This is a genomic window from Orbaceae bacterium BiB (assembly GCA_036251205.1).
Lineage (GTDB): Bacteria > Pseudomonadota > Gammaproteobacteria > Enterobacterales > Orbaceae > Orbus > Orbus mooreae.
The window spans coordinates 2,672,850-2,697,879 of sequence record CP133958.1; the positions used below are offsets into that span (position 1 = coordinate 2,672,850).

Here is a 25,030-nt window from a genome sequence, read left to right on the forward strand (position 1 = left end):
TATATATGCTATTTTTATATTGTACTTTGATGAGACTTTATGCATAATAATAGGTAGGTCGGTCTACTTATTTGAGATAATGAACAATCAATCAGCTAAACAAAAAATTTTAGCTGCGGCAGCAGCGCTTTTCTATAATGATGGCATTCAAAACACTGGTATTAACGCTATTACCGACAAAGCCGGTGTGGCAAAAATGTCGTTATATAATAATTTTGCGACCAAATCGGTACTTATTTCTTCATATATTTATGAAAGACATCAAGAGTGGTTATCGTTGTATGAAAAACGTCTTATACATACCTCGACGCCAGTCGAAGCCATTCTAGCGGTATTTGATGCTTACCAAGATCATGCTGAGTTTGCTTACGAAAAAGGATTTAGAGGATGTGGGTTACTTAATGCCGCAGCAGAATTCCCTGCCCGTAGTCCAGAGCGTTTAGCGGTAAAACGGCATAAGGATGAGGTCGAAAATATTATCTCAACACATTTATCGACAATAATCCCTAATCATGAACGCTGTTATGAATTAACTTTATTGTTGACCTTTTTGTTAGAAGGATCAATGGTGCGAGCCGGCTTAGAGTGTTCAAGTGCTAAAATTCAGGTAGCTAAAGCAATCGCCAAGTCAATTATTGAAAAAGGAGTTAAATAATGAAATCCGCCATCAATATGAATTCGGCTTATGGCTTTATTGCAGTGTTACTTGCTGCTTTTCTTTGGGGAACAACTGGCACTGCAGCTTCTTTTGCTCCTGATTTGAGCCCTTTAACCGTCGGCGCTGTTGCAATGGGTTGTGGTGGTTTATTACAAGCTTTACTAGCTCGGAAAAATATTCTTTGTGGTTTAAATCATCTTAATGGTAGTTTACGTTATCTGCTGCTCGGCGCGTTATCTGTCGCGATTTATCCTTTAGCATTCTATTCATCAATGTATTTAGCTGGAATTACCATTGGTACCGTTGTTTCTATTGGTTCTGCACCATTATTTACTGCCTTATTAGAAAAGTTTTTTGATAAAAAAACGCTGTCTATGACCTGGTTTATTTGTTTTATTTTAGGCGTCCTTGGCGTTATTTTCTTATCGATGGGGGAATCTCATCCTGATTCTATTGCCGAAACGAATCGATATTTTAAAATAGTCGGTATTATTCTAGGGGTTATTGCTGGCCTAACCTATTCCTTATACTCCTGGGCTGCAAAAAAAATGATGGGTAATGGTTTGGATGCTAAAGCATCGATGGGGCTTATTTTTGGTATTGGTGCACTCTTATTACTGCCTACCGTTTTTTATACTGGAACAAATATTTTTGATGCAGCTAGCCATTTTTATGTTCTTAGCTATATGGCTCTTATTCCGATGTTTTTGGGATATGTGCTATTTGGCTATGGACTAAAAACAATTTCTGCTAGTAAAGCGATTACACTGACGCTATTTGAACCGGTTATTGCTGCACTATTGGCGATTTTTTTGGTTGGGGAACAATTGACATTTATTGGTTGGTTAGGGATGGTGTTGATCTTTTTATGTTTGATAATACTCTCAAGAGTTGATACTTAGCTTATCCATATAAGTCCGTCCCTAAAAAGAATGAGCAGGAATCTTATCAAAGATAGTACAAAAATAATCCTATTAATCTTTTATCTTATTAACGATTTTCACTTTTAATGAACCGATATTAACACTTTATTATGTTCATTGAGGAAAATGAGAGCTGTAAAATGCTTTTTGATAATAGTTATCATCGTGTACTTCCTTCATAAAGTTCGGTAGTAAAGAGTTATCATCATAAAATTAATAACAAAACACTTCATAGTCATACTTAGTCTTATTGCACGCTTAGCGTTATTCGCGTGTGAATATTCTATAAAGTAAAAAACTTAGGAAAATAGTATTGTTATCGATTTTATCAATTGAAGAAAATAACCCAATGATGGGTTTATGGTATTAGGTTTTATTTAGTTCTTTAATGGGTTATTTTAATTAGATTTTTTTACACTTACAGTGCAATATGGACAATAGATAATGCCGCGTACTTATCTATATTATACGAATTTTACACAATCCGAGTCTGTTGATGTTTAAAATTAAGGAATTTGAGAATGGGTATACAAAATAAACCTACAGGTTTTAGTAAGTATTTCATTTGGCTTGTCGCTTTTATTTTACTGGCCAGTGGAATATTTTTAGTCTTTAACGGTATTAAATTAATTATGGTTGGTGGCAGCTGGTATTTTGCTTTAATGGGGCTTGCCATGTTTATCTCCTCAATTGCACTTTTTAGATTTAAACCAATCGGTGCGATTATTTATGGAATTGCCTATGTATTGACAATTATTTGGGCATTGATGGACGTAGGTCTTCAGTTTTGGCCATTATTCTCTAGACTAGCTGTATTTGGCGGATTTGCAATGTTGGTTGCATTCGCTTATCCATCATTAATTTTCGCCTCACGTCATAAAAAATCGGCAGGTGGATATAAATTAGGTGGCGTTATTGCCATACTTCTTTTGATATCATTAGGTTTGATGTTTGTAGAACATAATACAATTTATAATTCTGTCCAAATTCAGAAAAATACCTTAGCAGACAAAGATGCTCCGATAGATTGGCAACAATATGCCAATACGACGATGGGAACGCGTTTCTCAGGGGCTGACCAAATTACTAAAGATAATATTAATGAACTTGAAGTTGCCTGGACTTACCGTACAGGATATTTACCTGAAAGTTCAGGATCTGGTGCTGAAGATCAAAATACACCATTACAAATTAATGATACTGTTTATCTTTGTACTGCTAATAACGTTGTTATTGCTATTGATGCAGATAAAGGAACAGAAAAATGGAAATATGATCCACAAACCTCTGTACCAAATTGGCAGCGTTGTCGTGGTCTTGCTTACTATACAGATGTCGCTAATCAAAATATATCAACATCTGATCACGTTGAATCAACTCAAACTCAAACTGCGGCATGTTCTAGTCGAATTATTATGAATACGCTAGATGCACGTTTGATGGCAATTGATTCACAAACAGGTAAATTATGTGATGATTTTGGTGACAATGGTGTCGTCGATTTGAAAAAGAACATGGGGGATATTCCACCAGGTTACTATACGATTACTTCAGCTCCATTAGTGGCAAATGATGTGATTGTGATTGGTGGTCGAGTCGCTGATAACTTTTCAGTGGGTGAGCCAAGTGGTGTGATTCGTGCTTTTGATGTCCATTCTGGTAAATTAGTTTGGGCTTGGGATCCCGGTAATCCTAGTACAACTAATGTGCCTCCTCAAGGGGAAGCCTATACACGAGGAACCGTTAATGTATGGACCACTATGGCGTATGATCCTGAACTTGATTTAATTTATGCTCCAACGGGTAATGCTACTCCTGACTTCTTTGGTGGTCTACGGACTCAATATGATGATGAGTTTAACTCTTCAATTGTCGCTTTAGAGAGAAAAACGGGTAAGATCCGTTGGTCATTCAGAACGGCACATCATGATTTATGGGACTATGATTTACCATCACAACCTCTACTTTATGATATTCCTGATGGTAATGGTCATGTTCAAAAAGCCCTTATTCAAACGACGAAATCGGGTCAAATTTTTGTACTAGATCGAGCAACAGGCGAACCGCTTGCTAAAGTTGAAGAACGTCCAGCTCCACAAGGTAATGTACCTGGCGAATATTATTCACCAACTCAACCAGTTTCAGTTGGTATGCCATCTATTGGTAACGAAACATTAACTGAAGCCGATATGTGGGGAGCAACACCATTTGATCAATTGCTTTGCCGTATTGATTTTGTTGGTTCAGATTATAGAGGCTTATTTACGCCTCCTGGAATGAATAAAACATTACAATATCCTGGGTCATTAGGTGGCATGAACTGGGGAAGCGTTGCGGTGGATCCTCAAACTAATATTATGTATGTTAATGACATGCGTATTGGTTTGACGAACTGGATGATCCCTCGAGCGGATATTCCAGCTAATGCAAGTGGTATTGAGATGGGGATTGTTCCACAAGAAGGGACTCCATTTGGTGCAATGAGACTTCGATTTATGTCTCCTGTTGGTGTTCCTTGCCAAAAACCACCTTATGGTACAATGACTGCTGTTGATTTAAAATCTAAACAAATCGTATGGCAAAAACCACTAGGTACAGTGATGGATACGGGAATGTTTGGTATTCCAATGCGCATGCCTATACCAATTGGTATGCCTACAATTGGTGGCCCAATGACGACTAAATCAGGCTTACTATTTTTTGCTGCGACTCAAGACTTCTATTTGAGAGCATTTGATAGTGCAACAGGTGAAGAGATTTGGAAAGCTCGCTTGCCAGTTGGTAGTCAAGGTACGCCAATGACTTATATTTCACCTAAAACAGGTAAACAATATATTGTTATTTCAGCTGGCGGGGCAAGACAATCACCAGAAAGAGGTGATTATGTAATTGCTTATGCTCTACCTGATAAAAAATAGTTATAATTAAATTTAAACCCACTGATTAGTGGGTTTTTTTATAATCAGATTTGAAGTTTTGTTTTATCTGCTAATTAGCAGGTAAAAGACAACTCTTTTGCTAGTAGAAATGGACGCAAGTATGCAACAGTATTAGATAAGGGTAATACCTCATCTGCTAGTTTAATTTTTAATACTGTTTGAATATAGGTACGGCGTTTGATAATACGTTGCCATAGTTCAGGGTAAGAGGCAGCAATTTTAGCTTGTAGTTCTTTATCAGCGAGTGCAACACACTCTTCTGCGCTTACGCCAGTATATCCTGAGACAGAAGGAATAATATCAATTTGCAAAATCATACCACTTTGCAAGGTTTCAGAGGATTGTTTATAAATGGGGGAGGACATCCACTCTTCTTCTGCAGTAAGATGACCGGGATTAAGATGCCAACCATATTTCTCTTTTGGTAGGATATGTTCAATTAGATCGTACATGTCACCACCGAGCATACCAATTTTAATTTGTTCTAACCAAGTAACTACTGCTGCAAAATAGGGTTTTGCTACACGATCTAAATAGTCTTTTTGTGTCTCGGGTAGCTCACTTTCATCGGCAATAACAAAACCAGTTCGACTTGATAACCCCCCTTTAAAACCGGTTGTTAAACAGAGTGGTAAACCGCGTGCCACTTTTTTATTTGTCGGGAAAAAATTAGCTTTTTCAAATCGTTGTCCAGATGCTGCAATGGTCACTACATTATGACGCTGCCCTTCCGCTGATAAAAGCGAGCCTAAAGCCGTTTCAGGTATCCCTGGTTCAATGGCGTTCATGGCATTTATCATACAGTTTGATGCTAAATTTGCCGCGTATTCATAATGAGCTATTTCATTCTCATTATTGGTTGTTCTAGCACCTTTATTACCACTAATAAATAGGTCGGCTGCATTTTCAAGGATAGTATGTGCTGAGATACTCTTTTTGACGGCATCAACAATAAAGTAAGGCATATCAAATAAGAGACGATTATTGGCTGAAGGAGATGTAAACATTTTCCAGCCGACTAATCCAATTTTTGATAGGCGACAGAGATCGATTTCAGCAAAGATATCTTCAAGTGATTGAGCATTATCCATTGGCTGATTAGGTAAAGAAAAGTAGGCACAATGTTTTAATGTCACAGCAAGACGAGAGTGGTTTGCCATTTTAAGATTTTCATTACCTAAAATTAGCGTTGCTTGTCCCTGTTTTGTTAAAATTAATAATCCTTCTTCAAAGCGGGGAACAAATCCTGTCAAATATTCAAAGTTGCTACCATGCTCAAGATCAGTGTAAATCATAATGGCATCAAATCCTTCGTCATTCATTCTTGTTAGGATTTTATTTTTACGTTCGACCATCGTTTCGTCAGTCAAAAATACGCAATTTACATCTGAAAATAAAGTTGGTGCGACAGTCTTTTGGAGCTGGATAATAGGTTTATGCATGATGAGCCTCATTTTGCATTGTCGTAATGATGAGTTTAACGTTCTGTTCTGCTAATGCCTGAATAAATTGCTCATCAGGTTTCACATCCGTTATTAAGTAATCAATAGAAGCAAGATCACACACTTTAAAAAAACCAGTTTTATTAATTTTTGTGTGATCGGTAAGGGCAATGACTTTTGTACTCTGGCGAATCATTTGCCTTTTAACTAATCCCTCTTCCTCGGTATGAATAAAAATACCTTCAGCGGTAATACTAAAAATACCAAGAAGTAGATAATCAACATGATATTCCGCTAGTTTTAAAATAGTCTCACTACCAAATAAAAATAGTTGCTCTTTATGTAGTGTACCGGGTAATAATTTCACTTCACTTAATTTATTATTGGCAAGCTGATTGGCATTGGTTAATGAATTAGTAATGGCAAGAATCTGTTTATCGGCAAGGTAGGGGATCACGGCTTCTACTGTTGTTGATGCATCAAAAAGAATACTTGCATGGTCTTTAATCATTTCAGCGGCTTTCATTGCAATGCTTTCTTTAACTGGATTGAGAAGTATTGATCGCTGTTGATAATTAAAAATGAGCGCATCACGATTTAAGATCACCGCACCACCGTGCGTACGTTTAATTTTATTCTCTTGTTCTAATTTAATCAGATCCCGTCGAATGGTATCTTTTGATACTCCCGTCATCGAAGCTAGGGTTTCTATCGAAATACTTTTGTACTCTTGAATAATTTTTTTAATTTTATTTAAGCGTTCAGCAATTAACATTAGGGTCGTCTCAATATAACTTTTCCTCTATATTAATTTTTATTGCGGTTTTTTGCAATTTTAAATTTAAAATAATGCAATATATTGCATTATAGAGGGCTGTCGATTTTAAAATTAATTAGTCATTAACGTTAAATGGTGTGGCTTTTGAAGGGAACACTGGTAATGCTATGTTCTTTTAAGCGTGATAGAAAAATATTGCATATTAATTTTCTAATTTTATTTCCCTAACCTAATAAACTTTTAAGTCAAATGTAAATCAATATAGGCTATTTATGAAAGTTAAATAAAAATTCACTTTATGTGAATAAAAATTCAATTTTAAGTTGAGTTAGTGAATAAAATCTATTATGATAGCATCCAATTATCGTCATGAAATAATAGGAATAATTATGTTAAAAGCGTTAATTGTTGGAGCGAGTGGTTATGCAGGTGCGCAACTTGCGTATTATCTCAATCGACATCCTCATATTACTATCGCGGGTTTAACCGTTTCAGAAAAAAGTGCTGATGCTGGTAAGCTCATTTCAGATTTCGATTTGCATCCACAATTAAAAAGCCAAGTTGATTTACCATTGATTGGTACATCAGATTATTCATCAATTATTAATGATATTGATATCGTCTTTTTAGCAACAGAACATTCAGTTAGTCATGATATTGCACCCTATTTTTTACAGCATGGTTGTACCGTTTTTGATTTATCGGGCGCTTTTAGGGTTAACTCAGCTGATTTTTATACTGAATTTTACGGTTTTAGTCATCAACATCAAGAGTGGCTTGATAAAGCGGTATATGGTTTAGCTGAATGGAATGATGCTCAAATTAAACAAGCGCAATTAATTGCCGTACCTGGTTGTTACCCAACAGCATCTCAGTTGCCATTGAAACCTCTTATTGAAGAGGGGTTACTGGACTCAACACAATGGCCTGTTATCAATGCAGTGAGTGGTGTGAGTGGCGCAGGTCGTAAAGCCTCATTAAAAAATCATTTTTGTGAAGTGAGTTTGCATGCTTATGGCTTATTCACTCATCGTCATCAACCTGAAATTGCAACTCATTTAGGTCAAGAAGTGATCTTCACTCCACATTTAGGTAGTTTTAAACAAGGTATTCATGCAACGATCACCTGTCGAGTTAATGAAGGGGTTACTGCTGATGCGATTTTAACTGCATTAAACAAATATTATGCTCATAAACCATTAGTACGAGTTTATCAACAAGATTGGCCCGCATTAAAATCAGTAGTCGGTCTACCTTATTGTGATATTGGTTTTAAATTGAAAGATCGTCATTTAATTATGATCTCAGTTGAGGATAATTTATTAAAAGGTGCAGCAGCTCAAGCCGTACAATGTATGAATATTCGTTTTGGTTTCGATGAAACCACATCGTTACTGTAAGGGTAAGGAAATCGTATGAATCCATTAGTGATTAAATTAGGCGGTGTTTTACTGGATACAAAAGATGCCTTAAATAAATTATTTGCCGTTATTCATGATTATAAAAAACAGTTTCAACGACCATTAGTGATTGTGCATGGTGGTGGCTGTGTGGTTGATGAGTTGATGAAGAAACTATCATTGCCAGTGGTACGTATTGATGGATTGCGAGTTACACCAGAAGATCAAATTGATATCATTGTTGGAGCCCTAGCGGGTAGTGCGAATAAAACGCTACTATCGGAAGCGATTAAACATCAACTACCTTCTGTGGGGTTATCATTGGCAGATGGTGGTTCGGTTAATGTTAAACAGATTTCTGAAAAACTTGGCTGTGTAGGTGAACCCTCTTCAGGGAACCCTGCATTATTAAATACCTTGTTAACTGCCGGTTATTTACCGATTATTAGTTCAATTGGTATTACTCAAGATGGTAAACCAATGAATGTGAATGCTGACCATGCAGCTGTTGCTATTGCTAAAACGATCTATGCTGACTTAGTTTTATTGTCTGATGTTGCCGGTGTATTGGATCAGAATAAACAACGTATTGAATCGCTTACACAGCAACAAGCTGATGAATTGATTGCTCAAGGTGTCATTACTGATGGCATGGTTGTTAAGGTTCAATCAGCTTTTGAAGCGGCTAAAATGTTAGACAGACCAATTGATATTGCCAGCTGGAAAGACAGTGAAAAATTAGTCGACTTATTTAATGGCATACCAACAGGCACAAGAATAATTGCCTAATGGTTTTTGAACAAGTATATTAAGCATAATTTTCCAATTATTTGGTTAAGAGTGCGTTAATTTGTGAATTACTTTTAATTAAACGTATATATTTATAAAGGGCGTAACATGAAACAAAGTGGAATCAAAAAAGTCGTTTTAGCCTATTCAGGTGGTTTAGATACATCAGCAATTATTCCTTGGCTTAAAGAAAATTATGCAGGTTGTGAAGTTTATGCTTTTGTTGCTAATGTTGGTCAAGATCCAAAAGAGTTAATCGACGTTGAGAAGAAAGCTAAAGCATCTGGTGCAGTCGCTTGTCGTGTTGTTGATTTACGTGAAGAATTTGTCAAAGACTATGTTTACCCGGTTCTTAAAACTGGTGCACTTTATGAGGGAACTTATTATTTAGGTACTTCAATGGCTCGTCCTATTATTGCTAAAGCACAAGTTGAATATGCCTTAGAAGTCGGAGCTGACTCTTTGTGTCACGGCGCAACGGGTAAAGGTAATGATCAGGTTCGTTTTGAAACGACTTATACTGCGTTAGCTCCACAATTAAAAGTAATTGCACCTTGGCGCGAATGGGATCTTCGTTCACGTGAAGCGCTAATTGACTATCTTAAACAACGAAAAATTCCAACTACGGCAACTGTTGAAAAAATTTATAGCCGTGATGAAAATGCATGGCACATTTCAACAGAGGGTGGGGTACTTGAAAGTACTTGGAATGAAGCGAATGCGGATTGTTGGGCATGGACAGTATCTCCTGAAGATGCACCAAATAAAGCAGAACTTGTTACAATCGGTATTGAAAAAGGTGAAGTTGTTTCTGTTAATGGTAAAAAACTTTCACCTTATAACTGTGTTGCTACATTAAATAAAATCGGGGCTAAACATGGTGTTGGTCGCGTTGATATTATTGAAAACCGTTTAGTGGGTATTAAATCACGAGGTTGTTATGAAACCCCTGGTGGTACTATCATCATGACGGCATTACGTGGTCTTGAACAACTGGTTCTAGATCGCGATAGTTTTAAATGGCGTGAACAATTAGGTCTCGAAATGGCGTATGTGGTTTATGATGGACGTTGGTTTGCTCCTTATCGTCGTTCTCTACAAGCTTCTGCCGAAGTGTTAGCTGAAGATATGAATGGCGAAGTTGTGGTTAAATTATATAAAGGTAATGCAACCGCAATTCAGAAAAAATCACCAAATAGCTTATATAACGAAGACTTTGCGACGTTTGGTGAAGATGATGTTTATGATCATAGCCATGCCGGTGGATTTATTAGATTGTTCTCATTATCATCACGTATTCGTGCATTAAATAGTGAAGCCAATAAAAAAGCTCCAGCTAAAAAAGCAGCAACTAAAACTGCAACTAAGAAAAAATAACTTAACTATTGTAAAATAGTTAAACATTACAGTGAATCAAGGCGATGTTAAAGTCGCCTTTAAATTTTTTAACAAGCAAATTAAATATTAAACTGAGGTAATTATGGCATTATGGGGCGGGCGTTTTAGCCAAGCAGCGGATCAACGCTTTAAATATTTTAATGATTCATTGCGTTTTGATTATCGTTTAGCTGAACAGGATATTGTTGGCTCAATTGGTTGGTCAAAAGCATTAGTCACTGTTAGCGTATTATCTGTTGATGAACAAAAACGTTTAGAAATAGCCTTAAATGAACTACTTATCTCAGTACAAAATGATCCACAACAGATTTTACAAAGTGATGCTGAAGATATTCATAGTTGGGTTGAACAAAGACTGATTGAAAAAGTTGGAGATTTGGGTAAAAAATTGCATACAGGTCGTAGTCGTAATGATCAGGTCGCAACCGATCTTAAATTATGGTGTAAAACCGAGGTAATGACATTAATCACAGCGATTACTCATTTACAACAGCAACTTGTGAATACGGCTGAAAAATACCAAGATGCGGTGATGCCGGGTTATACACATTTACAACGTGCCCAACCAGTGACTTTTGCCCATTGGTGCCTAGCTTATTTTGAAATGCTAACAAGAGATAAAAGTCGTTTACATGATGCTTTAGTACGTTTTGATGTCAGTCCATTAGGCTCAGGGGCATTAGCTGGTACGGCTTATCCAATTGATCGTGATGAACTTGCTAAAAACTTAGGTTTTACTCGTGCAACGAATAATAGCTTAGATTCAGTCTCTGATCGTGACCATGTGATGGAGCTATTATCAATTGCATCAATTAGTATGAATCATCTGTCTCGATTTGCAGAAGATCTCATTATTTTTAATAGTGGTGAAGCTAATTTTGTTGAGTTATCTGATCGAGTGACTTCTGGTTCTTCACTGATGCCACAAAAGAAAAATCCTGACGCATTAGAGCTAATCCGCGGTAAATCAGGACGCGTTATCGGTGCATTAACCGGTGCGATGATGACTTTTAAAGGTTTGCCTTTAGCTTATAACAAAGATATGCAAGAAGATAAAGAAGGTCTATTTGACGCACTTGATACATGGCATGACTGTTTAAATATGGCCGCTTTAGTTCTCGAAGATATAAAAATCAATTATCCAAGATGTTTAGAAGCTGCAAAACAGGGCTATTCTAATGCAACTGAACTTGCAGATTATTTGGTTGCTAAAGGTGTACCATTTAGAGAAGCTCATCATATTGTCGGTGAAGTTGTGGTCGCAGCTATTGCTAAACAAAAAGCTTTAGAAGAGTTAACACTGGATGAATTCAAACTTTTCAGCTCAGTCATTAAACAAGATGTGTATGATATTTTATCAATTGAGTCATGTTTGAATAAACGTAGTGCTAAGGGTGGCGTCTCTCCTAAGCAGGTTTCAGCAGCGATCGTCAATGCAAAAAATTGTATAAAGAATTGAGTTAATGAATAAAATATTACCGTAATTATAAATTTTTTTTAAATATTCACAATTAATGTTTAATTTATTATGCGAAATCATGTAACATAAAATTTAATTATAAATATAATGATGAAGTTATAAAAAAAAGTTATACTTTAGTAAGCATTGAAGAGCTTTCTTTTTACAAAAATAGGTCCAGTGGGAGCATATTATGAATATTCGCGATTTGGAATATTTTATCGCATTAGCAGATCATCGTCATTTTCGTCGGGCAGCAGAGGCGTGTAATGTCAGTCAACCAACGTTGAGTGGACAGATTCGTAAAGTAGAAGATGAATTAGGGGTTATGTTGCTCGAAAGAACCAGTCGAAAAGTCTTATTTACTCAAACTGGATTAATGTTAGTTGAACAAGCACGAGAAATTTTACGTAATGTTCAAATTTTTAAAGAGATGGCGACTAAGCAGGGCGAAGATATGTCAGGGCCAATACATATTGGTCTAATACCGACACTTGCCCCTTACCTGCTACCTTATATTGTGACGTTATTAAATGATGAGTATCCTGATTTGGAACTCTACTTACACGAAGCTCAAACGAGTGTATTGTTAAGTAATCTTGAGCAGGGACGTTTAGATTGTGTCATTTTAGCTAAAGTTAAAGAAACCAGCCCATTTATTGAAATTCCATTATTCGACGAACCTCTCGCATTAGCTATACCATCAAATAACGTATTAGCGAAAAAGAAAGTTATTAGTTTACCGTCTTTAAATGGAGAAAAATTTTTAATGCTAGAAGATGGCCACTGTTTACGAGAACACGCCATGGGCTACTGTTTTAGAGCAGGTATTGAAGAAGATAAAACATTTAAAGCGACCAGTCTAGAAACATTACGTAGTATGATCTCTTCTGGACGTGGAATTACATTATTCCCAGCACTTGCGGTTCCAAATGAGAAAGTGCGTGATAATATTTGTTATGTTCCTTGTTCAGATCCTGGTCCTATTCGTTCGATTGAATTAGTCTACCGCCCTGGATCACCATTGCGTACACGTTATGAGCAATTAGCTAAAAAGATCCAATCTTATATGCCTGATGTTATCGCTAAGAAAAAGAAAATGCTTTCAGCATGAAAAACAATAAGTGTTATCAATCATCTGGTATTCGAGCCATCCAAAAAGAGCGTACAAGACGCTCTTTGATTGATGCTGCTTTCAATCAATTAAATGCTGAGCAAGGATTTACCAGTCTGAGTTTACGTGAAGTTGCCAGAGAAGCAGGTATTGCGCCGACTTCATTTTATCGCCACTTTCGCGATATGGATGAATTAGGGCTGGCAATGGTTGATGAGAGTGGTTTAATTTTGCGCCAATTAATGCGTCAAGCCCGTAAACGTATTGAAAAGGGCGGTAGTGTTATTCAAACCTCTGTTACAACATTTATTGAATTTATTGAAAATAATCCTAAAATATTTCTACTATTACTTCGTGAAAGAGCTGGAACCTCTGCTGAATTTCGTTCAGCTATTGCCCGAGAGATACAGCATTTTATTGTAGAGCTTGCCGATTACCTTGATCACGCTAATAATATGCCGCAACGTTATAATGAAGCTCAAGCTGAAGCTATGGTGACGATTGTGTTTAATTCCGGAGCTGAAGCAATAGATTTTGCAGTAGAACAAAAGCAGAAACTGATCGATAATCTTATATTTCAGTTACGTATGCTATCTCGAGGTGCTTATTACATGTATCATCGGGAATTGCTAAAGAAACAAGGCGTAGAGTAACGATTTAGAACAAGTAAAATGCCATCACATTGTGTGATAGCACTTTACTATTAAGTGGCTAGAACTATTTTTTTGCGCGTTCAAATGACTCTAAAATTTCTTGACGTGCAGCGTCGGCATTTTCCCAACCATCAACTTTAACCCATTTACCCGCTTCAAGATCTTTGTAATGTTCAAAGAAGTGTTTGATTTGTGCTTTAAGTAATTCTGGTAAATCACCAACATCTTTAATGTGATCATACTCTTTAGATAATTTAGTATGTGGTACCGCAACAAGTTTAGCATCTTGGCCTGATTCATCAGTCATTTTTAATACACCAACTGGACGACAACGAATGACGGAACCTGGTTGTAAAGGATATGGTGTTGGTACTAATACATCAACAGGATCACCATCTAGCGATAACGTGTGATTGATATAACCATAGTTACATGGGTAGAACATTGCTGTTGACATAAAACGATCAACAAAAAGTGAACCTGACTCTTTGTCAACTTCATATTTAATCGGATCAGCGTTCGCTGGAATTTCAATTACAACATAAATATCGTCAGGTAGTGATTTACCTGCTGGTACATTTAAAAGTCCCATTTAGTGTTCCTCAAATTTAGGTCTAATTTGTGTTAAAAAGTACATCTATTATAAAGCTTATTCTATTTCGCTCAATTCTTTTAAATACTGAAAAATCTGCTTAGCAGATTTATTCGGTTTGTTCTCTTCTTGCTCTTTTTTAGCTAGTCTGGCTAAATTTCGTAGCTGCTGACGGTCGGCCAGTGGATATTGCGTTAAAATAGCTTCTGCATCACCAGTGCTAATTAAATCATCACGTAGTTTTTCAATTCTGTGAAAAAGAGCAATCTGTTGATTGTGGCGATTTTTTAATTTATCTAGTGCTTGTGTGATTGGCTCTACATCACGGCTACGCAATAATTTACCAATATATTGGATCTGTCGTCGATAACCCTCTTTCTTTATTTTTTGAGCAAGCTCAATCGCTCGGCTTAAAGCATCATCTAGTGGGATTTTTTCCAACTCATTTTTACTAAGTTGAACTAATTCAACACCGAGCTTTTTTAATGCTTCAGCATCGCGTTTAATTTCACTTTTACTGACATAGATGATCTCGTCATCTTCATCAAGTAAATTGTTATCTTCGTTTTCAAATAGTGTCATAAAGTGTCTTTAAATAAATTTTATCAAAAATATGCAGCTGACAAATACTAATCTGAGGTATTATAACGTATCATAAACGTAATAACAGAAATTAAATCAGATACTCTGATATATTTTGCATTATTTTTATTTAATGTCATATTAAATAATCTTTATTTTATATACACCCACAGTAAATTCGGATAAGTATGCAGACAATACAAATAAAAGAAGAATCATCTAAAGAGCAAAGATACCTCGAATCTGTTGTAGCAAATGCGATTGATATTGCAAAAAAACGAGTAGATACGGTAGAAATTGCCATTAACAAATCGACAGGCATCAATGTTAGTACTCGGTTAGGTGAAACAGAAAATGTTGAGTTTAATAATGATGGCGTATTAGGTATTACTGTTTATCAAGATTATAAGAAAGGTACCGCTTCGACCAATGATCTCTCGCCTGCAGCGATAGAACAAACTATTAATATGGCAATTGAGATTATGAAATATACATCACCTGATCCTTATTCTGGATTAGGTGATAAATCACAGTTGGCTTTTACTTGTCCTGATTTAGATCTGTTTTATCCAAGTGAACTCAATGTTGATCAAGGAATCAAGTTAGCCGCTCAAGCTGAGAAAATCGCGTTACAGCAGGCGGAAATAACCTCAAGTGATGGGGGATATTTCAATAGTGGTTATGGTATTCGTGTGTATGGCAATAGTGAAGGTATGTTGCAAGGGTATCGTGCCAGTAATCACTCCTTATCGTGTTGTGTTATCGGTGAACGTAATGGCAATATGGAGCGGAATTATGCTTATTCCTCATCTCGTGATATTAGTGAATTACGATCGGCTGAATATGTCGGATTAGAAGCAGCACAAAGAACGGTTGCTATTTTAGGTGCAAGACAAATTGCGACAATGCAAGTTCCTGTATTGTTTAGTCCAGAAGTGGCAACGGGATTAATTGGTCATTTAGCTTCAGCGATCAGTGGTAGAGCTATTTATAAAAAATCCTCTTTTTTACTTGATAAGTTAGGACAATCAATTTTCCCTAATTGGTTAACAATTAAAGAGTTTCCACATTTATTAAAAGGTATTGGTTCAACCCCTTTTGATAGTGATGGGATCATTACCTTTAACAAAGATATTATTACTAATGGCGTATTACAAACTTATCTGCTCAGTAGTTATTCGGCTAGAAAATTATCAACACCAGAGAAACCACTAAAAAGTACCGGTAATGCCAGTGGTATTTATAACTGGCGTTTACACACTGATAATGCTAGCGCTGATTTTCAACAATTATTAAAAATGATGGATAAAGGTGTTTTGGTAACATCGTTGATGGGACAAGGTGTTAATTCGATTACAGGTGATTACTCTCGTGGTGCGAGTGGTTTTTGGATCGAAAATGGTGAAATTCAATACCCAATTAATGAATTTACTATTGCTGGTAATTTAGTCGATATGTATCAAAATATTGTCGCTATCGGTAGCGATATTGAACAGAGAACGAATATTCAATGTGGTTCAATTTTAATTGAACGTATGAGCATTGCAGGAAAATAGTGAGTTCAACATGGAGCAGGTGAAAAATAGTCTATTTTTTCAAAAATTATTCCGTTGGATCCCCGGACTTGAGAATTTCTTTACTTATCGTAAAGAGTATTTAAGTTCTGATATTCGTGCTGGTTTATCTGTTGCAGCAGTTGCTTTACCTGTTTCGATTGCTTATGCAGATTTAACAGGCGTTGGGGCTATAGCTGGATTATATTCAACAATTTTACCTTTAGTTGCTTATGCTTTATTTGGTTCATCAAGGCAACTGATTGTCGGTCCTGATACCGCAACTTGTGCGGTAGTTGCCGCAGTTGTTATTCCATTAACCCTTGATAATCCAGTATTAAGATGGCAGCTGGTGATTATCATGACGATAATGATCGGTATCTGGTGCTTGATTGCCGGTAAATTAAGGCTTGGAACCTTTGCTGATCTATTAAGCCGTCCCATTTTGCTTGGGTTACTTAATGGTATTTCAATTACCATTATTGTTGATCAGTTTGCCAAAATTTGTGGTTTTAAGTATGACTATGATAATTTATTTGAACGAATTATCGATATGCCTTTTAAGGTATTGGACATGCACATCATAACGATGTGTATTTCTCTTATCTCATTAACACTATTAATTGTTCTTAAAAAATTCCGTCCTCGTTGGCCTGCGCCATTAATTGTGGTGATTTTAATGACATTTTGTTCATGGTTAGTTGGTTTTGATCAATATGGCGTTAAAATTATCGGACAATTTAGTAATGAAATGATTTCATTATCTTCATGGGGTAATTTTGATCCGGGATTAATGCGTGAACTAGTTGTACCATCATTGAATATTGCTGTGATCTGTTTTATTAGTATGATGATTACGGTGCGTAGCTTTGCCGCTAAAAATAATTATGACACGGATGCTGATACCGAGTTTAAAGCGCTAGGAATTGCGAATATTGTTGCCGGATTATCTAATGGCTTTGTGGTTAGTGGTACATCATCACGCACGGCGGTTAACGATGTGAGTGGAGGTAAAACTCAACTGGTATCGATTATTGCTGCTGGTGTTATCGCTTTAGTCGTATTCTTTTTATTATCACCACTACAATTTATTCCTACTGCTGTGTTAGGGGTTATTCTGATTTACTCATCTTGGTCATTAATTGATATCAAAAGTATTATTCGCTTTTTTAAGTTAAATCGAGATGCATTTTATTTAAGTCTTTTAACATTAATTGCGGTCTTATTGATTGGTATTATTCCAGGAATGGCACTATCGGTATTACTGGGTTTATTTCTATTTTTAAGACGCGTATTTAGACCGACAGATCAGCTACTTGGTATTGATGATGATGGTCGAATTCATTCGTTAAGTGATAATGTTTCGGCATTAGATAATGTGATTATGTATCGGTTCAACTCACCGTTAACCTATTTTAATATCGCTTACTTTAAAAAGCGTTTAATAACGTTAGTTGATGAATCTCCAGATAAGGTTAATTATATTATTGTTGATACTATCCCCTGTTTTACCTATCAAGATGTGAGTGTTTTACTCGGTATTGAAGAGTTAGTACGGGCACTAAAAATACGTAATACCGTATTGATTTTAGCTGGCCGGCGTAAAACGTTAAAACACTGGTTTAAAGATATGAAGATCGATATGGATAAAGATTATATCGAATTTGCTTATGATCTCTACTTTGCGGTAAAAATGGTACAAAGTAAAGAACATATGACCGACATAGAGGTGATCAATGAATAGCACAGTTCGTATTGAAATGGTGAGCACGGGTGATGAAGTGCTATATGGGCAGATTGTTGATACTAATGCGGCATGGTTAGCTGATTTTCTATTTCAACAAGGTTTTCTAATCACCTCACGTTTTACTGTTGGTGATGATTTAGTTCAGCTTATTAATGCACTACAAAAACGCAGTATAGAAAATGATATCCTTATTATTAATGGTGGACTTGGCCCAACCAGTGACGATTTAAGTGCTTTAGCAGCAGCTAAAGCTAATAATGAGGAGCTGGTTTTACATCAAGAGTGGTTATCCGTGATGGAAAACTACTTTATCAGTCGGGGAAAAGAGATGTCTCCTGCTAATATTAAACAGGCCATGCTACCGAAAAGTGCCACAATTATAGATAATCCTGTTGGAACTGCATGTGGCTTTAGGATGGTGATCAATGATTGTGTGATCTATTTTACTCCTGGAGTACCTTCTGAATTTAAAGAGATGGTTAAGTCACAAATTTTGCCCGACATAAAAAATCAGTATCCACAAATTATTAAACCACTCTGTTATCGATTGACAACGATAGGTCGTAGTGAAAGTGATCTCGCAACTGAAATTGATAGCAAACTTGCGATTCCTGCTAACATTAGTGTTGGTTATCGCTCTGCTATGCCGATTATTGAATTAAAATTGACAGCAGATGAATCTATGCGACCTCAGATGGATCAGATCTGGACTCAGTTAAAAGCGATTGTTAAAGATAATCTTGTGTATGAAGGAACAATAGGTTTAGCCGGAGTTGTGAGTGAGCTTGCTCAACAGCAATCACAACAACTTATTATTTTAGAACAGAAAACGGCAGGATTAATGGCTTATCAGTTATATGATAATAATGCACCTGTCATAAAATCAGAAGTGTTAAGTCAAAATTCTAATATCCGTGAAGCCGCTAAAAATTTACAGAGCCAATATCCTAATGCTTTGATACTATTTTTAGGTGATTTTAGTGAAGATATCTTCCATTTATGTTTAATGACGTCTCAAAAGATCTTCTGTTATAAGCTGAAATATAATAGTCGGCGGCATACTAAGCAGACTGAACAAGAAATTTTTTCAGCTATTGGCTTAGATGCCTTAAGACGCTATTTAACTAAACAACCATTAATAGCCCCAAATATTTGGTTAGATGTGCTTGATGAGGATATTACTATTAATTAATATTTCGTTATAATTTTGATGGAATGTATTAATCTAGTATAAAAATCTGTTTAGATTAAAGGTAGTTATTTTTTAAACGGGAAGTATTCTACTTCCCCATTCTCGAATAATTGTGATTTATTGATTGCGTCCATACAATGCTTCAATAGTACTAGATGCGATGGCATTAGCCTTTAACATAAACCCAACCATCGCCGCTGAAGTATCTTTTGATATATCTAATTTATTGGGTAATGCATATACCGTAAATTGATAACGGTGTTTACCATCACCTACTGGTGGGCAAGCTCCGCCAAAGCCATAGATACCATAATCATTACGTATTTGTATTGCACCTTTTGGTTGTTGGCTTTGATCTGAATTACCTGCATCTTGTGCGATCTGTAGCACATCTTTAGGAATATTGATTATTTGCCAGTGCCACCAACCACTTCCAGTTGGAGCATCAGGATCATAGACGGTAATGGCAAAATATTCAGTGCCAGCGGGGATATCTTGCCAAGCTAACATTGGCGACCGATTTTCACCGTGACAACCAAAACCGTTAAATTCATGCAGGGTAGAAAAACCTTTACCTTATGCAATATCGTTGCTAGTTAATACTAATGAATAAGCAAATACGGGTGAGATTAACAGCATTGAAGCAAAGATTATTTTATACATTTTCATATTACTACTCCTTAATTAAACCTTCGTAAAATAGAGCAAGTATTATATTTAATTGGCTTATGTCATACTGTCCGCAAACAATCATTTATTAGCACTATTCGGTCAATAATTAATATGGTTAATTCCTTTATTCAAATTACTCAACAGATGTTATTGCAAGATAAATAGTTACCGTTTTATCTTTACTCTGCCAATAGTGAACAGCATTTAAAAAATATTGAATTTATCAAGCCACTGCTTATTTTTATTGTTAACGGATATAAAGAAATTCGTTCAGAAGAGACTATCACCTGTCATAGTGGAGAATTCATTTTTTTAGCCGACCATAAATTGACGACTGTTAGAAATATTTTTCAACAAAATGGATATATGGCATTTATTCTTGAGTTTGAACATCATGATTTCATCGATCTTCTCGCTGCTAAAATCAACGGTATAGCTTATACTCGGGGATATGTTGGTGCCGAGTTACAAAATGCATTAGAACAATTAGTCACCATATCAGCATGGGCGCCAGAACATATATTAGCGCATAGACGACGTGAAATTTTACTACTACTTAATTACCTTGGTTATAAAAATATTGCTGCTTTAGGTCATCAGTCTTCTTTAAGTAGTAAAATACATCACATGTTTATACAAAATAGATTTCAGAATTTAACAGTGCAACAAATTTGTCAGGCACTATTTATGAGTGAATCTACTTTGCGTAGAAAGTTACGAGATGAAAATCAATCGATTAGTGCTATAAAGCGTAATGCACAATTAGGCTATGGGCTCCATTTACTGCAAACAACTAAAAAATCAATACAGCATATTGTCGAATTATGTGGTTACCAAACGCATTCGCGATTTACTGAAAATTTTAAGCAACGTTTTGGTTTAACCCCCAGAGAGCTAAGAAAAACAAAAATGTTTTCTAAGCAGTGACTTTCAGCATAATATTTTATATACTGTGTTTATACACAGTTGTATTGGGATTTATATGATTAAAGATAGTACAATCAAAAAATTGGAGATCCTTGCCGAATCAGCGAAATATGATGTGTCATGTGCATCGAGTGGTACGACTCGTAAAAATCAACAAGGGGGAATTGGTAGTGCCCATGGTTGGGGGATCTGTCATACTTTTACTGCAGATGGTCGCTGCGTTTCATTGCTAAAAATTATGCTGACTAATTTCTGCTTATATGATTGTGCTTACTGTATTAATCGCCGTAGTAATGATATTCGCCGTGCTGCATTTTCACCTAAAGAGTTAGCAGAACTAACAATTGAATTTTATCGTCGTAACTATATTGAAGGGCTTTTTTTAAGCTCCGGGATTATTAAAAATGCTGACCATACCATGGAAAGAATGCTTAGGGTTATTAAAGATTTACGTACTGTGCATAATTTTAATGGTTATATCCATATGAAAGCAATTCCAGGAGCAAGTCGTGAGTTGGTGTATCAAGCTGGATTATATGCTGATCGATTAAGTGTTAATCTAGAAATTCCTACTGAAGATAATTTAAAACGTTTAGCACCAGAGAAAGATCATCAAAGTATCTTTTTACCCATGCGCCATATCCAGCAGCACTTGCTGGAAAATAAAGAGGAGCGTAGTAAATTTAGACATGCCCCTAAGTTTTCCGCAGCAGGGCAGAGTACACAACTAATTGTAGGAGCAACGGATGAAACTGATCAGCAAATTTTACAGCTTACAGCTAAACTCTATAAACGGCCTAGTATGAAGCGAGTCTATTATTCTGGGTTTATTCCCGTTAATGGCTATGATAAACGTTTACCGGTGGTTAAAGATGTACCTAGGATTCGAGAAAATAGGCTCTACCAAGCAGATTGGTTACTACGTTTTTATAAATTTGATGTCAATGAGATCGTCAATGATCAACATCAAACATTAGATTTGGATATGGATCCAAAGCTTAGTTGGGCGATTCGTAATCCACACTATTTTCCGATTGATATTAATCGTGCCAGTTATGCACAAATCTTACGAGTGCCTGGGATTGGTGTTCGTTCAGCAAAGCTAATTGTTTCTGCGCGACAACATGGTCGACTCAATTTAGCTGCATTAAAACGTATTGGTGTTGTCCTCAAGCGTGCACAATTTTTTATTATTTGTCATGAGATGCAATCATTTAAATTACAAAATTCATCACCAGAGTATATTCGTTTGTCACTTAAAGAACCATCTCTGCCTATTATGGCTGTACCGCAACAATTATCGATAGGACTCGAGTGAGCATAAAATGATTGTTTTCCGTTATGATGATACGTTTGAAGGAGTGTTATCGGCTGTATTTGATGCTTTTAATCTTAAAAAATGGCCGCAACATATACTCACTTCAAGTGATATATTACCATTATTTTGTACCGAAGAATTTTATGTTCAGACTACTGACGAAAAATTTAATCGCGTCAGTCAGGCAATGACGAAACGATTACCATCAATCGCGCTTAATCAGATTAGTTATGTTTGGTTTTCACAACAGCCAGAACGAGCTATATTAATTTTTAATTATTTAGTTAAAGTCTTTAAAGTGAAGCATGATATTAGTCATAACTTTGCCGATCCGGATATTTTGGCAATAAGAAATCTTGCAAAAAAAGTTGCTCATGAAAGACACTATTTAATGATGTTTGTCCGTTTTAATGCTATCAATAATCAGGGTGAAAAAATCTATTTTGCATCGGTCGAACCAAGATATAACATATTACCATTTGTGTTGGACTTTTTTAAGGATCGTTTTGCTGATCAAAAATGGGTTCTTTTTGACTCAGTTAGGCAGTATGGATATTTTTATGATTTAAAACATGTACAGATCATTCATCTGGATGAACATGATGATTTTATGATAAATGGACAAATTAACGATAATTACTTGAATGAGGATGAGCGACGTTTTCAAAAAATGTGGCATCGCTATTGTCAGGCAACAACAATTAAAGAGCGGGTAAATCCTAAATTACAGAAAAAATCTATGCCTGTGCGTTTTTGGAAAAACTTACCAGAAACCTGGCATGAAGATCCTTAATGACGTGATGTATTAGGCATTAATATATTTACTTCGATCAGGTAACCAGCTATTAACAATAGCATAAGCTGATTGCGGATCATCACTAAGCAGATAGTTTGATGCTTGCTGAATAGTACTGATTAGGTGTTGATCGCGAATTAAATCAACAATCTTAAAGTTTGCAATACCAACTTGGCGGGTCCCTAATATTTCGCCACTGCCTCTAATTTCTAAATCTTTTTGGGCAATAACAAAGCCATCATTACTATCACGCATGACATTTAAACGCTCTTTAGTCACTCGGCTTAATGGCATTTGATACATTAATACACAGTGTGATGCCGCGCTACCTCGACCAACCCTGCCACGTAACTGATGCAGTTGTGATAAACCTAATCGTTCTGCATTTTCAATTACCATTAAACTGGCATTAGGTACATCTACACCTACTTCTATCACGGTTGTTGCAATTAGTAATTGAATTTCCCCTTTTTTAAAAGATTGCATTACTTCTTGCTTTTGGGATGGTTTCATTTTGCCATGAATTAATCCAACAGTGATTGTCGGTAATAGTTCTTGTAATTCGGCAAAAGCAACCTCAGCAGCTTGAGCCTCTAATATTTCTGACTCTTCAACTAGCGTACAAACCCAATAGGCTTGTTTACCTGTTAGACAAGCTTGTTCTATGCGCTCAATAATTTCATGGCGGCGAGTATTGGGTAATACAACAGTAGTTACCGGTGTTCGCCCAGGGGGAAGTTCATCAATTGTTGAGACATCAAGATCAGCATAGACTGTCATGGCAAGTGTTCTTGGGATAGGTGTTGCTGTCATAATGAGTTGATGAGGGTAACAGTTATCTTTAATACCTTTTTCCCATAACGTTAGACGTTGATCAACGCCAAAGCGGTGTTGCTCATCAATAATTACTAAACCTAAATTAGCAAATTCCACCTTATCAACGAATACGGCATGAGTTCCGATTAATATATCAATGTCGCCAGCAGCAAGAGCTTCATAACATTCTCTTTTTTTCTTTGCAGTCAGTTTTCCAGAAAGAAGACTAACTGTTAGGCCTAGTGGCGTTAACCAGTTGGTAAAATTAATTGCATGCTGTTCTGCTAAAATTTCAGTAGGTGCCATCAATACAACTTGTTTATTATTTTCTAGAGCATTAAGCGCAGCTAAAGCCGCGACTAAGGTTTTACCCGAACCTACATCACCCTGAACTAAACGCATCATTGGGATATTTTTGGCCATATCTTGCCAGATTTCATGCACTACCCGATGTTGAGCATTAGTAGGTGAAAAGGGGAGTGACTGCAAAAAAGGGGTAATATATTGATTATTAACGTGTAATGGGGTTGCTTGTTGTTTTTGTGTATGTGATTTAGTTATTTGCATACTCAAATGATAGGCAAGTAGTTCTTCAAATATGAGACGTTTTTTAGCTGGATGACTACCATCTTCTAATTCGGTAATATTGATATCTAAAGGCGGCTCATGAAGTGTTCTTAACGCATCTTCTAATGTGGGAAAACGAGTAATATATTGCGCAGGAATAACTTCTGCCGAAGGATTTCGCTCAAGTAATACCAAAGCTAAATGAATAAATTTACGTAGCATATTTTGAGTTAAACCAAAGGTCGCTGCATAAATTGGTGTATAGCGTTCTCCTTCAATATTGTCAAAACTTTGTTCGCTATCACGGATTTGGATCTGTGGATGAATCATTTCAAAATAGATCTTACCTTTTCTCACTTCACCGTAAGCTTTAATCCATTTTCCTGTAACCATACTCTGTTTCATGGCTGGATAAAAATTCATAAAACGTAAATTAGCAATACCTGTTGAATCTTTTATGGTACAAATTAGCATACGCTTTTTTGCCATCATAATTTCAGCTTTGACAATTTGCCCCTGAATCGTCGTATGTTCACCGATCGATAATGCAGATATTGCACTAGATGCTGAGCGGTCTTCATAACGCATGGGTAAATGTAACAATAAATCACGAATGGTATAAATACCCAACTGATTAAATTTTTTTGCTAAAACATCCCCTAGCCCCGGCAAATGACTAATAGTTAGGTGGCTGAGTAATCGTTTATTTAGCATA

21 protein-coding genes are annotated in these 25,030 nt (G+C 36.2%); 15 read left to right on the forward strand and 6 right to left on the reverse strand.

Going from position 1 to position 25,030, the window contains the following annotated elements; all coding sequences use genetic code 11:
- The first annotated feature begins 79 nt into the window (after positions 1-79).
- From RHO11_12595 to RHO11_12605, 3 genes are all read left to right on the forward strand, one after another.
- A complete protein-coding gene (locus RHO11_12595) occupies positions 80-655 on the forward strand; it encodes a TetR/AcrR family transcriptional regulator (protein WVD61290.1) in 576 nt (191 codons plus the stop codon).
- On the forward strand, positions 655-1,560 hold the full coding sequence (locus RHO11_12600; GenBank protein WVD61291.1) for an EamA family transporter: 906 nt from the start codon (positions 655-657) through the stop codon (positions 1,558-1,560). The genes RHO11_12595 and RHO11_12600 overlap by 1 nt, the downstream gene beginning before the upstream one ends.
- Positions 1,561-2,102: 542 nt before the next feature.
- Positions 2,103-4,499: a membrane-bound PQQ-dependent dehydrogenase, glucose/quinate/shikimate family gene (locus tag RHO11_12605; protein WVD61292.1), complete on the forward strand. Its 2,397-nt coding sequence runs from the start codon at positions 2,103-2,105 to the stop codon at positions 4,497-4,499.
- A gap of 74 nt (positions 4,500-4,573) precedes the next feature.
- Here the strand turns inward: RHO11_12605 and RHO11_12610 are convergent, their stop codons facing one another.
- Both RHO11_12610 and RHO11_12615 read right to left on the reverse strand, forming a co-directional pair.
- Positions 4,574-5,962: a M24 family metallopeptidase gene (locus tag RHO11_12610; protein ID WVD61293.1), complete on the reverse strand. Its 1,389-nt coding sequence runs from the start codon at positions 5,960-5,962 to the stop codon at positions 4,574-4,576.
- Complete coding sequence (locus tag RHO11_12615; protein WVD61294.1) at positions 5,955-6,737, reverse strand: DeoR/GlpR family DNA-binding transcription regulator; 783 nt, start codon at positions 6,735-6,737, stop codon at positions 5,955-5,957. The genes RHO11_12610 and RHO11_12615 overlap by 8 nt, the downstream gene beginning before the upstream one ends.
- Before the next feature lie 392 nt (positions 6,738-7,129).
- Here RHO11_12615 and argC point away from each other — a divergent pair, with 392 nt between their 5' ends.
- The 6 genes from argC (at position 7,130) to fabR (ending at position 13,553) form a co-directional block, all read left to right on the forward strand.
- The gene (argC, locus tag RHO11_12620) at positions 7,130-8,140 is read left to right on the forward strand and encodes an N-acetyl-gamma-glutamyl-phosphate reductase (protein ID WVD61295.1); all 1,011 of its coding nucleotides are present in this window, start codon (positions 7,130-7,132) and stop codon (positions 8,138-8,140) included.
- Between the two features lie 15 nt (positions 8,141-8,155).
- Positions 8,156-8,929, forward strand: a complete 774-nt coding sequence (argB, locus tag RHO11_12625) for an acetylglutamate kinase (GenBank protein ID WVD61296.1) — start codon at positions 8,156-8,158, stop codon at positions 8,927-8,929.
- A gap of 108 nt (positions 8,930-9,037) precedes the next feature.
- On the forward strand, positions 9,038-10,306 hold the full coding sequence (locus RHO11_12630; protein WVD61297.1) for an argininosuccinate synthase: 1,269 nt from the start codon (positions 9,038-9,040) through the stop codon (positions 10,304-10,306).
- A gap of 103 nt (positions 10,307-10,409) precedes the next feature.
- Positions 10,410-11,786, forward strand: coding sequence for an argininosuccinate lyase (gene argH, locus RHO11_12635; GenBank protein ID WVD61298.1), 1,377 nt, complete (start codon positions 10,410-10,412; stop codon positions 11,784-11,786).
- A 193-nt stretch (positions 11,787-11,979) separates the two neighbouring features.
- Positions 11,980-12,900 carry a DNA-binding transcriptional regulator OxyR gene (oxyR, locus tag RHO11_12640; protein ID WVD61299.1) on the forward strand — a complete coding sequence of 307 codons (921 nt, stop codon included), beginning with the start codon at positions 11,980-11,982 and terminating at the stop codon, positions 12,898-12,900.
- Complete coding sequence (gene fabR, locus RHO11_12645; protein ID WVD61300.1) at positions 12,897-13,553, forward strand: HTH-type transcriptional repressor FabR; 657 nt, start codon at positions 12,897-12,899, stop codon at positions 13,551-13,553. Before oxyR ends, fabR begins: the two co-directional genes overlap by 4 nt.
- A gap of 64 nt (positions 13,554-13,617) precedes the next feature.
- On the opposite strand, the gene ppa is transcribed toward fabR, so the two are convergent.
- A complete protein-coding gene (ppa, locus tag RHO11_12650) occupies positions 13,618-14,145 on the reverse strand; it encodes an inorganic diphosphatase (GenBank protein WVD61301.1) in 528 nt (175 codons plus the stop codon).
- 57 nt (positions 14,146-14,202) lie between these two features.
- Entirely contained in the window at positions 14,203-14,727 is a 525-nt protein-coding gene (gene yjgA, locus RHO11_12655; protein ID WVD61302.1) for a ribosome biogenesis factor YjgA, read from the reverse strand.
- Positions 14,728-14,915: 188 nt separating this feature from the next.
- Between yjgA and pmbA the strand changes: the two genes are divergently transcribed.
- From pmbA to RHO11_12670, 3 genes are read left to right on the forward strand one after another with little or no spacing between them, the layout of a single operon-like run.
- Positions 14,916-16,283 (forward strand): metalloprotease PmbA, encoded by a 1,368-nt coding sequence (gene pmbA / locus RHO11_12660; protein WVD61303.1) that lies wholly within the window; start codon positions 14,916-14,918, stop codon positions 16,281-16,283.
- A gap of 19 nt (positions 16,284-16,302) precedes the next feature.
- Positions 16,303-18,024 (forward strand): SulP family inorganic anion transporter, encoded by a 1,722-nt coding sequence (locus RHO11_12665; GenBank protein ID WVD61304.1) that lies wholly within the window; start codon positions 16,303-16,305, stop codon positions 18,022-18,024.
- Entirely contained in the window at positions 18,017-19,219 is a 1,203-nt protein-coding gene (locus RHO11_12670) for a CinA family nicotinamide mononucleotide deamidase-related protein (protein ID WVD61305.1), read from the forward strand. The genes RHO11_12665 and RHO11_12670 overlap by 8 nt, the downstream gene beginning before the upstream one ends.
- Before the next feature lie 117 nt (positions 19,220-19,336).
- Here the strand turns inward: RHO11_12670 and RHO11_12675 are convergent, their stop codons facing one another.
- Entirely contained in the window at positions 19,337-19,777 is a 441-nt protein-coding gene (locus RHO11_12675; GenBank protein WVD62903.1) for a YbhB/YbcL family Raf kinase inhibitor-like protein, read from the reverse strand.
- Between the two features lie 480 nt (positions 19,778-20,257).
- Here RHO11_12675 and RHO11_12680 point away from each other — a divergent pair, with 480 nt between their 5' ends.
- The 3 genes from RHO11_12680 to RHO11_12690 are packed head-to-tail and all read left to right on the forward strand — an operon-like array spanning position 20,258 to position 22,929.
- Positions 20,258-20,818, forward strand: a complete 561-nt coding sequence (locus RHO11_12680; GenBank protein ID WVD61306.1) for a helix-turn-helix transcriptional regulator — start codon at positions 20,258-20,260, stop codon at positions 20,816-20,818.
- Positions 20,819-20,873: 55 nt separating this feature from the next.
- Complete coding sequence (locus RHO11_12685; GenBank protein ID WVD61307.1) at positions 20,874-22,136, forward strand: putative DNA modification/repair radical SAM protein; 1,263 nt, start codon at positions 20,874-20,876, stop codon at positions 22,134-22,136.
- Positions 22,137-22,143: 7 nt separating this feature from the next.
- Positions 22,144-22,929, forward strand: a complete 786-nt coding sequence (locus tag RHO11_12690) for a TIGR03915 family putative DNA repair protein (GenBank protein ID WVD61308.1) — start codon at positions 22,144-22,146, stop codon at positions 22,927-22,929.
- A gap of 12 nt (positions 22,930-22,941) precedes the next feature.
- Here the strand turns inward: RHO11_12690 and recG are convergent, their stop codons facing one another.
- Positions 22,942-25,029 carry an ATP-dependent DNA helicase RecG gene (gene recG, locus RHO11_12695; GenBank protein WVD61309.1) on the reverse strand — a complete coding sequence of 696 codons (2,088 nt, stop codon included), beginning with the start codon at positions 25,027-25,029 and terminating at the stop codon, positions 22,942-22,944.
- Position 25,030 lies beyond the last annotated feature (1 nt).

Coding starts and splice junctions, on each gene's coding strand:
- argH (WVD61298.1), top strand. CDS start 10,410: ATGGCATTATGGGGCGGGCGTTTTAGCCAAGCAGCGGATCAACGCTTT.
- RHO11_12685 (WVD61307.1), top strand. CDS start 20,874: ATGATTAAAGATAGTACAATCAAAAAATTGGAGATCCTTGCCGAATCA.
- argB (WVD61296.1), top strand. CDS start 8,156: ATGAATCCATTAGTGATTAAATTAGGCGGTGTTTTACTGGATACAAAA.
- RHO11_12630 (WVD61297.1), top strand. CDS start 9,038: ATGAAACAAAGTGGAATCAAAAAAGTCGTTTTAGCCTATTCAGGTGGT.
- RHO11_12605 (WVD61292.1), top strand. CDS start 2,103: ATGGGTATACAAAATAAACCTACAGGTTTTAGTAAGTATTTCATTTGG.
- RHO11_12610 (WVD61293.1), bottom strand. CDS start 5,962: ATGCATAAACCTATTATCCAGCTCCAAAAGACTGTCGCACCAACTTTA.
- RHO11_12690 (WVD61308.1), top strand. CDS start 22,144: ATGATTGTTTTCCGTTATGATGATACGTTTGAAGGAGTGTTATCGGCT.
- argC (WVD61295.1), top strand. CDS start 7,130: ATGTTAAAAGCGTTAATTGTTGGAGCGAGTGGTTATGCAGGTGCGCAA.
- oxyR (WVD61299.1), top strand. CDS start 11,980: ATGAATATTCGCGATTTGGAATATTTTATCGCATTAGCAGATCATCGT.
- RHO11_12600 (WVD61291.1), top strand. CDS start 655: ATGAAATCCGCCATCAATATGAATTCGGCTTATGGCTTTATTGCAGTG.
- RHO11_12615 (WVD61294.1), bottom strand. CDS start 6,737: ATGTTAATTGCTGAACGCTTAAATAAAATTAAAAAAATTATTCAAGAG.
- RHO11_12680 (WVD61306.1), top strand. CDS start 20,258: ATGGCATTTATTCTTGAGTTTGAACATCATGATTTCATCGATCTTCTC.
- RHO11_12595 (WVD61290.1), top strand. CDS start 80: ATGAACAATCAATCAGCTAAACAAAAAATTTTAGCTGCGGCAGCAGCG.
- recG (WVD61309.1), bottom strand. CDS start 25,029: ATGCTAAATAAACGATTACTCAGCCACCTAACTATTAGTCATTTGCCG.
- yjgA (WVD61302.1), bottom strand. CDS start 14,727: ATGACACTATTTGAAAACGAAGATAACAATTTACTTGATGAAGATGAC.
- fabR (WVD61300.1), top strand. CDS start 12,897: ATGAAAAACAATAAGTGTTATCAATCATCTGGTATTCGAGCCATCCAA.
- RHO11_12670 (WVD61305.1), top strand. CDS start 18,017: ATGAATAGCACAGTTCGTATTGAAATGGTGAGCACGGGTGATGAAGTG.
- pmbA (WVD61303.1), top strand. CDS start 14,916: ATGCAGACAATACAAATAAAAGAAGAATCATCTAAAGAGCAAAGATAC.
- ppa (WVD61301.1), bottom strand. CDS start 14,145: ATGGGACTTTTAAATGTACCAGCAGGTAAATCACTACCTGACGATATT.